The organism is Streptomyces sp. NPDC059957, from assembly GCF_042730015.1.
In the GTDB taxonomy this organism is placed as follows: Bacteria; Actinomycetota; Actinomycetes; order Streptomycetales; family Streptomycetaceae; genus Streptomyces.
On sequence record NZ_JBHWMB010000077.1, the window covers coordinates 25,469 to 38,772 of the forward strand.

9 protein-coding genes are annotated in these 13,304 nt (G+C 72.7%); 2 read left to right on the top strand and 7 right to left on the bottom strand.

All coding sequences use genetic code 11. From position 1 onward, the window contains the following. Positions 1-16: 16 nt before the first annotated feature. The 3 genes from ACFWBW_RS34635 to ACFWBW_RS34645 form a co-directional block, all read right to left on the bottom strand. Positions 17-814, bottom strand: coding sequence for a thioesterase II family protein (locus tag ACFWBW_RS34635; RefSeq protein ID WP_385381365.1), 798 nt, complete (start codon positions 812-814; stop codon positions 17-19). Beyond that, positions 811-4,077 (bottom strand): amino acid adenylation domain-containing protein, encoded by a 3,267-nt coding sequence (locus ACFWBW_RS34640; protein ID WP_385381367.1) that lies wholly within the window; start codon positions 4,075-4,077, stop codon positions 811-813. Before ACFWBW_RS34640 ends, ACFWBW_RS34635 begins: the two co-directional genes overlap by 4 nt. A gap of 148 nt (positions 4,078-4,225) precedes the next feature. Further along, complete coding sequence (locus tag ACFWBW_RS34645; protein WP_385381370.1) at positions 4,226-5,623, bottom strand: AAA family ATPase; 1,398 nt, start codon at positions 5,621-5,623, stop codon at positions 4,226-4,228. Between the two features lie 331 nt (positions 5,624-5,954). Between ACFWBW_RS34645 and ACFWBW_RS34650 the strand changes: the two genes are divergently transcribed. After that, positions 5,955-6,137 carry a hypothetical protein gene (locus ACFWBW_RS34650; RefSeq protein ID WP_385381373.1) on the top strand — a complete coding sequence of 61 codons (183 nt, stop codon included), beginning with the start codon at positions 5,955-5,957 and terminating at the stop codon, positions 6,135-6,137. A 112-nt stretch (positions 6,138-6,249) separates the two neighbouring features. Here ACFWBW_RS34650 and ACFWBW_RS34655 read toward each other — a convergent pair whose 3' ends face one another. Next, entirely contained in the window at positions 6,250-9,546 is a 3,297-nt protein-coding gene (locus ACFWBW_RS34655; RefSeq protein WP_385381375.1) for a BTAD domain-containing putative transcriptional regulator, read from the bottom strand. Between the two features lie 295 nt (positions 9,547-9,841). Between ACFWBW_RS34655 and ACFWBW_RS34660 the strand changes: the two genes are divergently transcribed. Then, positions 9,842-10,174, top strand: a complete 333-nt coding sequence (locus ACFWBW_RS34660; protein WP_385381378.1) for a nuclear transport factor 2 family protein — start codon at positions 9,842-9,844, stop codon at positions 10,172-10,174. A 103-nt stretch (positions 10,175-10,277) separates the two neighbouring features. On the opposite strand, the gene ACFWBW_RS34665 is transcribed toward ACFWBW_RS34660, so the two are convergent. The 3 genes from ACFWBW_RS34665 to ACFWBW_RS34675 all read right to left on the bottom strand — a co-directional run. Next, positions 10,278-10,904, bottom strand: coding sequence for an FMN reductase (locus ACFWBW_RS34665; protein WP_385381381.1), 627 nt, complete (start codon positions 10,902-10,904; stop codon positions 10,278-10,280). Between the two features lie 38 nt (positions 10,905-10,942). Continuing rightward, on the bottom strand, positions 10,943-12,037 hold the full coding sequence (locus ACFWBW_RS34670) for an LLM class flavin-dependent oxidoreductase (RefSeq protein WP_385381387.1): 1,095 nt from the start codon (positions 12,035-12,037) through the stop codon (positions 10,943-10,945). Between the two features lie 132 nt (positions 12,038-12,169). Beyond that, positions 12,170-13,304 (bottom strand): methyltransferase (locus ACFWBW_RS34675; protein ID WP_385381384.1); only part of this gene is annotated, 1,135 nt, incomplete at its 5' end.

Sequence of the window (13,304 nt, forward strand, 5' to 3'; positions counted from 1 at the left end):
CGGGGAAGTCGGACGGTCAGGCGGCGGAGGCGGCCGTGGCCCGGCCGCCGACGACGGAGGCGAGGACGGCGAAGAACTCGGGCAGCTGCTGCTGGAAGTAGAAGTGGCCGCCGGGCAGCACGAACGAGGCGAAGGGATGGTCGGTGAGCTGCGCCCAGCGGTCCAGCGAAGCGGCCGGAGCGACCGGGTCGGCGTCCCCGCCGATCACCGTCAGCGGGCAGTCCACGCGGGCCTCGGACTCCTCGCAGCGGTAGACGTCGTCGATCGCGAAGTCGGCGCGGATGGACGGGATGATGATCTCCCGCAGCTCCGGCTCGTCGAGGATGCCGTCGTCGGTGCCCCCGCGCTCCTTGATGGCGGCGACCAGCTCGTCGTCGTCCAGGAGTTCGGGGTGCACCGCGCACGGGTTGGCGAGGAAGGGGGCCCGGCAGGCCGAGGCGACCAGTGCCCGCGGGGTGCGGCCCGCCGCCTGCAGGGCCCGTACCACCTCGAAGGCGACCAGCGAGCCCATGCTGTGCCCGAGCACCACGAGGTCGTCGGTGGTCCCCGCGGGCAGCGAGGCCACGACGGGACCGGCCAGGTCGGCGATGGTGCGGGGCAGGTCCTCCGCGAAGCGGGCGCCCCGGCCCGGGTACTGGCCGATCAGCAGCCGGACGTCGGCGGGCAGGTACTGGCGCCATTCGGCGTACGCGTGCGCGTTGCCGCCGGCGTGGGGCAGGACCAGCAGCGAGGTCCGCTGCGGGCCCTCGCCCGGCAGGTCCCACACCACGTCGTCGGGCGCGGGCGTGAAGTCCGGGTACGTGTCGTTGCTCATGAGGAACTCCGTTCCTGGTCGGTGGTGCGGCGGCGCAGCGCGGGCCGGGCCCGGCGGGGCGCCGCCGGGGCGGACCGGCGCAGGCTTTCGATGCGCTGGGCGAGGGTGGCGGGCGTCGGGTGCTGGAAGACGTCGCGGAGGGTCAGGGTGACGCCGAGGCCGGCGCCGATCCGGTTGGTGAGGCGGGCGGCCAGCAGGGAGTGGCCGCCGAGGTCGAAGAAGCCGTCGTCGATGGAGAGCGGCGCCGTCGTGTTCAGGGCTTCGGCGAAGTGCGCGAGGACCGATGCCTCCAGCTCGGTGCGCGGAGCGCGTCCGCCGGCCGTGGAGGCCGCCTCGGGGACGGGCAGGGCCCGCTTGTCGATCTTCCCGTTCGGGGTGAGCGGCAGCCGGTCCAGCAGGACCACGAAGGCCGGGACCATGTGGTCCGGCAGCAGCGTGCGCAACCAGAGCCGGACGTCCTGCCCCGAGAGGCCGGGGGTGGTCGCGACGAGGTAGGCCGTCAGCTGGGGCGTGTTGTGGTGGTCGGGGTGGGTCGAGAGGGTGGCCTGGGCGATCTCCGGGTGCGTGGTGAGGACGGTCTCGATCTCCGTCGTCTCGACGCGGAAGCCGCGGATCTTGATCTGGGTGTCGGTGCGGCCGGTGTAGTGGAGGTTGCCGTTGTTGTCCCAGTGGGCTTGGTCGCCGGTGCGGTAGAGGCGGGAGCCGGGGGGCCCGTAGGGGTTGGGGACGAAGCTGGTGGCGGTGGTGGTGGGTTGGGCGAGGTAGCCGTGTGCGAGGCCGTCGCCGGCGAGGTACAGCTCACCGGTGGTGCCGGGCGGGGTGGGGCGTAGTCGCGCGTCGAGGACGTAGGCGTGCTTGTTGGTGAGTGGTCGGCCGATGGACACCGTGCCCGCCACCTGGTCCGTGACCGGGACGGGGTGGGTGGTGGTGAAGCCCATCGATTCGGCTGGGCCGTAGCCGTTGGTGATGGTCAGCCCGGGGTATCGGGCGTGGAGCCGGTGGACGTGGGTGGGGGAGGCGGGTTCGCCGCCCGTGTAGACGATCCGGGTGGTCGAGAAGGACTCGGGGTGTTCGTCGGTCAGGAAGTTGAAGAGGCTGGAGGAGAGCTGGAGCATGGTCATCGCGTGGCGCGGAGCCAGCGCGGCGATGGCTGCGGGTTCGGGGCGTTGGCCGGGTTGGAGGACGGTGGTGCCGCCGTGGAGGAGGGCGCCCCAGAATTCGAGGCTGAAGGCGTCCCAGGACACGGGGGAGCACTGGAGGAAGACCTCCTGCGGCCCGAAGTGTGCGTAGGTCTGGGCGGTGAGGGTGGAGACGAGGTTGCGGTGGGAGGACAGGATGCCCTTGGGGCGTCCGGTCGAGCCGGAGGTGAACATCACGCAGGCCGCGTCGGCGGGCGTCAGCCGGATGGCCAGGGGCCCTGAGGGCCGGCGGCCGATGGCCCCGTCCTCGGCGTCGACCAGCACGGCCGTCCAGGGCCCGCTGCCCACCCGGGCGTGGTGCGACCCGTCGCTCACCAGAACCCGCAGACCGGCCTCGGCAGCCGTACCGGCGAGCCGTTCGTCGGGGAATTCGGGGTCCAGGAGGGCGTATGCGGCGCCGGTCTTGAGGACGGCGAGGAGGGCGACGGCGAAGTCGGTTCCGCGGTCGAGGAGGACTCCGGCCAAGTCGCCGCGTTTCAGGCCGTGTTCGGTGAGGTGGTGGGCGAGTCGGTTGGCACGGGCGTCGAGTTCGCCGTAGGTGAGTTCCTCGTCGCCGAAGACCAGGGCGCGGGCCTCGGGGCGGGTGCGTGCCTGCTCCTCGAAGCGGTCGACGAGGGTGGCCTCCCCGATCTCGGTGCGCCGGCCGGTCCACTCCTCCAGCACCTGGCGCCGCTCGGTCTCACCCAGCAACTCCAGCTCCGACAAAGGAACGTCGAGTTCCGAGTCCAGCGCGGCGGTCACGAACCGCAGGAACCGGTCCTGGTGCCCGGCCACCGCGGCGAGGTCGCAGACCTGCGGAGCCGCATCGAAGTCGATCCGGAGACCGTCCTCGGGCCCCAGATCGTAGACACCGACCGCCAGGTCCTCCACGGGACCGTTGCTCATGTTGTGCTGCGTCGTCGGGAAGCCGCAGAACCGCATCCCCGGGGTGAAGGCCATGATGTTGACCAGCGGCGCCGTGATGCGCCGCTCCGACTCACCGACACCGAGGTCGCGGCACATGTCCTCGTACCGGGTGCGCTGGTGCGCCAGGCCCTGCCGCGTCTCCTTGACCACGGCCGCCAGCAGTTCGGCGAGCGTCCCACCGGGCGCCACCGGCACCCGCAGCGGCACCACGTTCGACATCATCCCCGGTGTGCGCCGGGCCAGTTCCGTACGCCGACCCGTCACCGGAAGCCCGAGCACCGGCTCGGTGCTCCCGCTCACCCGGTGCACGTAGGCCGCGACGAGCGCGATCACCAGCATCGTCCAGGGCGCCCGCCGCTCCCGAGCCACCGCCCGCAGCCGGTCCGCCCGGTCCGGCGGCAACACCACGGTGCGCCGTACGAACGGCAGCGCACCCGGAGCCGGTCCGCCGCTGCGGCCTTCACCGAGCCGCGGGGTCTGCGGCAGCCCCGCGAGGTGCCCGGCCCAGTGCGCCCGGTCCGCCGCCGCCTCCGGCGACGTCCGGTACCGCGCGTCCTCGGCGAACAGCGCCTCCAGCGTCCCGAACGGGCTCGGCCCCCAGGGCTCGCCGGCCGCGCCCCGCTCGTACAGTTCCACCAGCCGCTGGTCCATCAGGGCAACCCCCAGGCCGTCGACGGCCAGGTGGTGGAAGGCGTGGAAGTAGAACCAGCGCCGTTCGCCGCCGGGCGCGGTGCCCGCGTCGATCAGGACGTGCCGGGTCAGCCAGCCGTCCACCAGGTCGAAGGGCCGGGCCAGCTCCACGTTCATGTGCTCCCGGGCCGCCCCCGCGGGGTCCGGCTCGCCGCTCAGGTCCAGCAACTCCAGCTTCCGGTCGCCCGGTTCGGCCCGCACCAGCTGCCACAGGCCGCCGTCCTCGTCCGCACCGGTGCCGCGGATGCGCAGCGCGTCCGCCTCGCGGGCCAGCTGGTACCAGGCCCGGGCGAGCAGCTCCGGATCGAGGTCGCCCAGGATCTCGCGGTACTCCCCGATGTTGTAGCGGCAGCCTGAGGCGTCCAGCCCGTGGGCCATCCAGATGTCGCGTTGCGCCGCCGACAGCGGCAGCCGCGCAGCGACCGGCCCGTGCGCGGTGCTGCTCGGTTCAGCGGGCTTGGGGGACATGCCGGTGCTCCTCAAAATGGTCTCCGTGGCGGGCGGTCGAGCGGGGTCCGGACGCCGGTCCGGGTTCTGCCGTGCGGTCCGGCCGTACGCCATCCAACCGGCGGCCCCCCGGGGCCTGCGGCAGTTGCTCCGGCACTCGGCCAGCAGTTCAGGCGGCAGTGGCGGCAGCCGTACGGGGCTTCGGGGCGGCGGCGGCCCCGCACGCGGCCCGGCACGCCGCCCGGACCAGCCCCAGGACCCGGAAGCGGGAGCTGCCGCCCTCGTGCGCGGCCCGCACCACGCCGCTGATCAGCAGCTCGCGCAGCAGCCGGCCGGCCCCGGCCAGGCCGCCGCCGGTGAGGGCGGTGATCCCGGCCAGCTCGAACTCCTCGCCGGCCCGGCCGCACAGCGCCTCCAACAGGTCCCGGGCGGCGGGCGAGAGCCGGTCCAGCCGGTGGTGCAGCACACCGCGGAAGCCGTCGGCCCCCGGCCGGCCGCCCAGGTCGTCGAGCAGGGCCACCGGATCCTCGTCGAGGCTGTCGCACAGCGTGGGCAGATCGCACACGACCAGCCAGGAGGCGGCCGCGCCCAGTGCCCCCGGATGCCCGTCCAGACGGCGGCAGATCCACGCCGCGTGCTCCTCGTCGGCCGCCGTCGGGGCGAACTCCGGGCGCACCCGCCGGACATGGTCGAGGAGCAGCCTCACCGACGGGATCGAGGTGTCCACCGATCCGGAGGCGGGCACCTCCAGTGGCGCCAGCAGGAAGATCCGTTCACCGGGGACCTCCCACGGCTGGTCGGAGGTCACCAACAGGCGCAGCCCCGGGCAGACGCGCAGCAGCCCCGTCAGCCGGTCGCACCGGGCCGCACCCGCCGCAGCGCCGTCGAGCACCAGCAACACGGTCTGATCGCCCAGCAGTTCCGCCAGGGAGTCGACCGCATCGACCGCATCGACCGAATCGGCCGCATCCGGGTGCCGCTCGCCGTTCCCAGGCGCGAACAGCTCGGCGACCGCCGCCGCTACCCGGGCGGCCGGCTCGCCCTCCGCGCAGCCCAGGTGGTCGGCGGCGGCACCGGGGAAGGCGTGCCAGAGCACGGGCATCCCGGCCGCGTGCAACCGCTCGGCCACCGCCAGCGCCAGCCGCGTCTTGCCCACACCGGCCAGCCCGACCAGGTGGACCAGCCGCTCCGCGCCCGAGGAGAGCTCCCGTTCCAGCCCCGCCAGCTCCGCTTCCCGGCCCACCATCGGGTGCAGGGCAGTCGGAGGAGCGGGCGGCTGCTCCCAGCCCGCACCGGTCACCCGTCCCCGCTGGACGGCCGCCTCGAGCGAGGCCCGGGCCCGCGGGCCCAGCCGCAGCGCGTCGCCCATCAGGCGCAGCGTGTCGGGACGGGGCCGTCTCGCCTTGCCCTGCTCCAGATCACGGATGGCGCGGACGCTGATGGTGGACAGATCGGCCAGCTCCCGCTGGGTGAGCCCGATCCGCAGCCGGTGGGCCCGGATCAGGACTCCCAGTCGGGTGTCCTCCTGTGCGAGGGGGACTGCGGCGGCGACGGCCGTGCTGTGCATGTGCGCTCCCGGCGGTGGTGGTGGGGAACGACAGGGCCTGGGATGAAACGGCCCGGTTCCTGACTCCCATCGTCGGCAGCGCGCTATCGCCCCGGCATCCCCGGACGAACCGCCTCCGGTGGGCCGTCCTATCACCGCGCGGACCCGCCGGCACCGCACCCGCCGTCGCCGTGGGCGGGCGGGCCCGCACCTATCACCGCCCGGGGGCGCCCGTGATAGCGCGGGGATAGGGCCGGGAACGGTGCGGGGATTCCCGCTCTTCCTAACGTGTGTCCCAGAACGAAGGAAGCGCCCCGGAAGAACCGGAGCGCACCGACGAAGGGACTCAGAAATGACGCTCGCCACCGCCTTCCGCACCGCCCTCGTGACCGCCGTCATCGCCGGCGCGGCCGTGTTCGGTGCCCAGGTCGCCCAGGCCGACGGCCCGGTCGCCCCCGCCACCACGGCCGGCAACCCGGCCCCGCAGGCCACCCCGTCGCCGAGCACCACCACGGACACCAACCCGTGGGACTGACGTCCCCCGCACGGCCGCGGCGTCAGACCCGCCGTCTTATCCCGCCGTCAGACCTCGCCGTCAGACCCCGTCGTCAGACCTCGCCGTCGGATCCCGCCGTCAGATCCAGCCCTCAGACTCCGGCAGCCGCCCCGCTCGCCGGTGCGTGAGGAACCCCCGAGCCCAGAGCCGTTCTCACGGCCGGGGCCGCATGAGCACCACCGATGACCTGGCCCGCCGCCTGGACCACGACCGGCCGGGCCGGCAGCGCGGCCGAACCCAGCAGCCGCATCGCCTCGGCGAGTTCGGAGTCCATCCGCCGATCGCGGAAGACCCGTACCGAACTTTCCAGGAGCTCCCGCGACCGCGAGCGCTCACCGGCGCCCCCGCTCGCCATCAGCAGTCTCGCCAGATCCAGTCGCACCAGCGCCGCCCCGCCCTGGTCCATGATCTGCTCGCGGACCGACAGGGCCTGAGCGTAGAAGCCGCGGGCGGCCTCACCCCGGCCGAGCTCGGCGTGCGCATGGCCCAGGTCCCGCAGCAGGTGCCCCTCGCCGATCACGTCCCCGGTGTCCCGGCACAGCTCCAGCACTTCGGTGAACGTCCGCACCGCGCGCTCGTGTTCACCGCGGGCCTGCGACAGCTGCCCCGCCCTGCGCAGCGTTCTGGCCTGCCCGCCCGTGTACCCCACCGAACGGTAGATGCCGAGCGCCTCGTCCAGCCGGTCCTGCGCGGCCGAGAGCCGGCCGCGCACCATCCAGATCTGCGCGCTCTGCGTCAGGACGATGGCCCGGCCCACCACGTCACCGACTTGGTCGAAATCCCGCAGCGCCCGGTCGTACAGGGTCAGCGCGTGCTCCTCGTTGCCCTGCATCCGCTCCAGCAGGGCCAGGTCCCGGTGGCACAGCGCCAGCCCGTGGGAGTCGTCCAGCTCCTGGAACAGCCCGAGCGCGGAGGTCAGCGCCGCCCGGGACTCCTCCTTCTGGCTGCGGCCGAGGTACAGCACGCCCAGCGATCCGAGCAGGGCCGCGGTGCCGCGCTTGTTGCCCGCCGCCCGGACGGCCTCCAGTGCCAGTTGGTGCGTGCGCTCCCAGTCGTCGAAGTAGCCCCGGCCCTCGAACAGCGTCGTCAGCGTCGTCGCCAGGTCCCAGCACAGCTCGTCCATCTGCGCCGCCGCGGCGTGCTCGACGGCCTGGACGAGGTTCGCGTGCTCGCTGTCGAGCCACTCCAGCGGATCCACGAGCAGTTCTTCCACGCACCGGGCGGGCGGCTCCCAGCGCGGTGCGCTCCCGTGGAGCACGGTGAAGTCCCCACCGTAGATGCGCCGGTGGGCCTGCTCGGCCAGCGACAGCCAGCCGCCCAGCATCCGCCCGAGCGCTGACGTCTGCGTGGCCGGCTCGTCGTGCGCGGCGAGCTGCTCCCGCGCGAACACCCGGATGATCTCGTGGAAGCGGTAGCGGAAGCCGCCGGTGGACTCGACCCCGACGACGTCCAGCATCTGTACGTCGACGAGCGGTTCGAGGAGATCGGAGGGGAAGGGGCGGTCGTCGTCCAGCAGTGCCCCGGCCAGCCAGCCCGGAAGGGTCGGCCCCTTCGCGAGGCTCAGCAGGCGCAGCAGTCGGCGGTCCGCCGCGGCCAGCCCGTCGTGCGTGAGCGAGAGACTGGCCCGCATGGTCATCTCGCCGTGCGTCAACTCGTCCAGTCGGTGACGCTCGTTGGCGAGCCGGTGCACCATCGAGGCGAGTGTCCAGTGCGGCCGGGCCGCCAGCCGGGCGGCGACGATCCGCAGCGCCAGCGGCAGTCCGCCGACCGTGCGGATCAGTGCCTCGGCGGCGACCTCTTCGCTCCTGACCCGGTCCTCGCCGATCACCCGTACCAGCAGCTCCAGCGCGTGCTCGGTGCTCATCACGTCGAGCTCCACGCGGTGCGCGCCCGGCAGCCCGGTCAGCCGGACCCGGCTGGTGACGAGCACGGCGCAGCTGCAACTCCCGGGCAGCAAGGGGCGGATCTGGCTCTCCGACGCCGCGTCGTCGAGCACCACCAGTACCCGCCGTGAGGCCATCATGGTGCGGTACATCTCGGCGCGCTCGTCCTGCGACTCGGGGATCACCGGCCCCGGGATGCCCAGTGCGCGCAGGAACCGGCCGAGTACCTCGGAGGAGGTCGCGGGAGTGCCGGTGCCGCGCAGGTCGCAGTACAACTGGCCGTCGGGGAAGGCGTCTTCGCTCAGCCGGTGCGCGATGTGCGTCGCCAGCGTGGACTTGCCGGTGCCCGGCTTGCCGACGACCACGGCGAGCCCGACCGCCCGGCCGCCCTCTCCGAGCAGCGTCCGCTCGATCCGGCCGATCTGTGTCTCGTCCCCGACGAAATCGGAGGTGTCGGCGGGGAGTTGGCGTGGAATCTCCTCCCGGTACGAGCTGGCTCCGGGTCCGGGTCCGGGTCCGGGTGAGGGCGGGGACGTGGGCGGCAGCGCGGTGTCCCGCTCGGATCCGGGCGCGTCACCGGGCGAGGGGGCAGCCGAGGAGGGAGCCGTGCCCGCGGCGGAGGCCGGAGCGGCGCCCGTAGCCGTGGCCGTAGCCGTACGCGTACCCGTACTCGGTTCCGCACCCTCGGCGCCGTAGCCGCCGGCCCCGGGCCGGGACGGCGGGGCGACCTCGCCCGCAAGGATGGCTGATTCCAGCGCCCGCAGCTCGGATCCCGGCTCCAGGCCGAGCTCCTCCACCAGCAGCTCGCGCCCGACCCGGTAGCTCTCCAGGGCTTCCGCCTGCCGCCCCGAGCGGTACAGCGCGAGCATCAGCTGTCCGCGCAGCCGCTCCCGCAGCGGGTGGACCCGTACGAGCAGCTGGATCTCGCCCACGAGCTGGTGGTGGCGGCCCAGATCCAGTTCCAGCCCGATCCGGGTCTCGGCCACCGTCAGGCGTTCCTCGTCCAGCTGCAGGGCTTTGCTCCGAAGTGTCTCGCTCGACACCCCGCTGAGGCAGTCGCCCTGCCACAACTCGCCTGCCGTGCGCAGAAGTTCCGCCGCGCTGCCCAGCTCGCCCTGCTTGGCCAGCGCGCGCGCTTCGGTGACGGTGCGGGCGAACAGCGCGGAGTCGACGAGGTCGCCCTCCGTCTTGAGCACGTACCCCGGCGGCCGGGTGGTGATCGCGGCCGGGATCACCGCCGTGCTGAACAGCTTGCGCAGCCGCGACACGCAGATCTGCACCTGGGTGCGGGCGGTGTCCGGGGGTTCGTCGTCCCAGATCAGATCGACGAGGTAGTCGGTGCTCACCACCCGGTTCGCCTCGAGCAGCAGCGCGGCCAGGATGATCTCCTGCCGGCCGGGTGGAACGCGTACCGGACCACCGAGACCGGCAACCTGTAACGGCCCGAGAAGCCGGAAAACCACCGAGTCGGGGGTTGGCGGAACCCCGCCGGGTGAAACGGTCATGAGACTCCCAGCTGGGGCATGCCTGATCCCGCTCGCACCGCATGCACGACGCGGTCGAGCCGGGAGGGAAGACGGGTGGAGCGGAGGTCAGTCTTCCCGAACACGTCTCCGGTTGTCCATGGTGTGGAGATTTCGTGGCGGTGAACGGGACCGTGCAGTTCAGGCCATCGCGGCGCGGGGGAGGCGCCGCACGGACCGGCGCCGGTGATAGGGAGGGGATAGCCCCGAGTTGCGGGCCCGGAGGACGGTGTACCTGTCGCTCCCGGAGGGGCGGCGGCCGTACGAAAGGACCCCCATGACCAGCCGGCACCCGAGGCGGATCCCGCCCAGCCCCGTCATCACCGACTCCGGGGTCGATCACGTCCGTCTCGCGTACCACTACCTCGACAGCGGGGACGTCGACGGCTACGGGTCCCTCCTGCACGCGGGCAGCCTCGGACCCGACCTGGAAGCCCCCCGGAGCGACGGGGTCCGGCACCACATCACCCGGATCGTCGCCGAGGGGGACTGCGTGGTCGCGATGGGCCGTCTCGCCCCGCAGCAGCGGGAGTTCGTCGACGTGTTCACCCTCTCCGACGAGGGAATGCTCCGCGCCTGCCGACGCTACTACTCCACCCTGCCGCGCTGACGCTCGGAGGCCGGCTCGTCGAACGTTTCCGGGCACGGCCTCCTGGTCGGCGTCCTCGTCGAACACCCGCCCGCACCCGTCGGCACCCCTGTGGCGCCGGTGCCTACCGCCGGCGCAGGCTCGCCATCCTCTCCTCGAAGGGCGTGACGTCCTCGAACTCGTCGGCCGTTACGCGCTCGCGTTCGCGCCCGCGGCTCCCGGAGAGCTGGTCGGCGAGTTCCCCGGCGGCACGCTCGATCCGGGGCACGAGGCCGTCGGTGTTGCCCCAGTCCTCGGAGGCTGCGTAGACGGCGGTCGGGACGACGAACGCGCGCAGGTAGGAGAACAGGGGGCGCAGCGCGTGTTCCAGGGCGAGGGAGTGGCGGGCGGTGCCGCCGGTGGCCGCGATGACGACGGGCGTCCCGGTGAGGGCGTCCTTGTCGAGGATGTCGAAGAACGACTTGAACAGCCCGCTGTAGGACGCGGTGAAGACCGGGGTCACGGCTATCAGGCCGTCGGCCCGGGCGACCGCGTCCAGGGCGTCCCGTAGCCGTCCGACGGGGAAGCCGGTGGTCATGGCCGTGGCGATGTCGACGGCGAGGTCGCGCAGTTCGACCGTCTCGACCTCCGCCGTCACGCCCCGGTCGGCAAGGAGTCTCTTCGCCGAGTCGGTCAGGCGGTCGGTCAGCAGACGGGTCGAAGAGGGCCGGCTCAAGCCGGCGGTGATCGCGACCAGTCGCAGCGTGCTCATGGCGGCGGATCCGCCTTCCTGGGGTGAGGGGTTCGTGGTCACGGTGCGACAGCGGTCTCGGCGTCGCGCGCCGCGACGAGGGAGGCGTGCGTGGGCGCGTCCGGCACGTTCGCGGGCCGACCGATGGCGAACTCCTTGCGCAGGACCGGTACGACCTGCTCGCCGAGGAGGTCGATCTGCTCCAGCACGGTCTTCAGCGGCAGACCCGCGTGGTCCACGAGGAAGAGCTGGCGCTGGTAGTCACCCGCATAGTCGCGGAAGGACAGTGTCCGCTCGATGACCTGTTGGGGAGAGCCGACGGTGAGCGGCGTCTCGCGGGAGAAGTCCTCGAGCGACGGGCCGTTGCCGTAGACCGGGGCCCGGTCGAAGTACGGGCGGAACTCCCGTACGGCGTCCTGGCTGTTGGCGCGCATGAACACGTGACCGCCCAGGCCTACGATCGCCTGCTCCTCGGTGCCGTGGCCGTAGTGGGCGTAGCGGCGGCGGTAGAGCCGGACCATCCTCTCGGTGTGCTCCTTGGGCCAGAAGATGTTGTTGTGGAAGAACCCGTCCCCGTAGAACGCGGCCTGTTCGGCGATCTCCGGGGAGCGGATCGAGCCGTGCCAGACGAAGGGCGGTACGCCGTCCAGCGGGCGCGGGGTCGAGGTGAACGACTGGAGCGGCGTACGGAACTTGCCTTCCCAGTCGACCGAGTCCCGGCGCCACAGCTGGTGCAGCAGCTCGTAGTTCTCCAGCGCCAGGTCGATGCCGTCGCGGATGTCCTTGCCGAACCACGGGTAGACCGGCCCGGTGTTGCCGCGCCCCATCATCAGGTCCACGCGGCCGTCGGCCAGGTGCTGGAGCATCGCGTAGTCCTCGGCGATCTTCACCGGGTCATTGGTGGTGATCAAGGTCGTGGACGTCGACAGGAGGAGCTTCTCGGTGCGGGCGGCGATCCACCCGAGCATCGTGGTCGGGGAGGAGGGGACGAACGGCGGATTGTGGTGCTCACCGGTGGCGAAAACGTCGAGGCCCGCCTGCTCCGCGTGGAGGGCGATGGTGACCATGGCCTTGATGCGGTCGCGCTCGGTGCCCGTTTTCCCGGTCGTGGGGTCCTCGGTCAGGTCGCCCACGGTGAAGATCCCGAACTGCATCCCGCTCATTCTTCCCACTCCCAGACTGGTTGACTGTTGAACTATGCACACCAACCGAGGACCCCACGGCTAAATTCCCGTGATCGGGAGGAGATGGGCTCGCCCTGGAGGAGCGCCGCCCGCGGGCCTCGCCTACCGGGCCTTGCGGGCGTGCAGGACGTACGCCTCCAGGGGGAGCGGTGTGTGGTCGAGCAGCTCCAGTCCGGCGTCGGCGAGCAGGCGGGCGTAGTGCTCGGCGCGGCGTTCGCGACCACCCACGTTGCACATCATGTGGAGGTCCCAGGCGGTGGCCAGCGAGGGGGCGCCGTCGGCGGGCAGCAGCCGTTCGATGATCAGCAGGTCGGCGTGCGCGGGCATCGCACGGGCGCAGTGGCGCAGGATCTCCCGGCACCGGTCGTCGTCCCAGTCGTGCAGGATGCGGGAGAGGACGTACACGTCGCCGCCGTGCGGTACGTCCGCGAAGTCGCCGCTGCGGTAGTCGCAGCGATCACCGCAGCCCGCGGCGTCGAGCGAGCGGCGGGCGGCCTCGACGGCGTGCGGTCGCTCCAGGAGCGTGCCCCGCAGCCCCGGGTGCGCGGTCAGGATGCGCCCGAGGAGTTCGCCGTTGCCGCCGGCGACGTCGACGACGGTCCGCGGGGCGGATGCCTGGGCCGCGGTGGTGATCACGGGGTGGGCGGGGAGCGGTTGGAACATGCGCGAACTGGCGGCCATGGAACGGTCGAAGAGGTCGGCGAGTTCGGGGTCGCGTGCGAAGTGGTCGAAGTGGTTCTCACCGAAGAGGTGGTCGAAGGCCGGCTGCCCGGTCCGTACGGTGTGGTCGAGGGCGGCGAAGGACCGGTAGAAGGGGCCCGCGTACATCAGGGCCAGCGGGCGCATCGTGTCCGGGGAGTCCGCGCGGAGCAGGGCTCCGAGCCGGGTGAGGCGGAAGCTTTCCTCTTTACCGGTGTCCCCGGTGTCGCCGGTCTGCTGGGTGCCCTCGGCGTCCGTGGTGTCCTCAGGGTTCTCGGCCACGACGCCGAGCATCGTGAGGTAGCGCAGCAGCGTGGCCAGGTTCTCGGGCCGGGTGGCGGTACGCCGGGCGAGCTCCCGGGTGCCGGTGGCCGTGTACGGGTCCATGGCGTCGGGCAGGCCCAGGCGCGCGAACGCGGCGAGGGCCTGGGTGGTCCATGCACCGGTGAGGAGGCGCAGGAGCGTCTCGGCGGGCCGGTCCGCGTCCGGGCGCTCCTGCGGGTCCGGGCGGAGGTGGTCGGCGAGGGCGTCCCGGTGG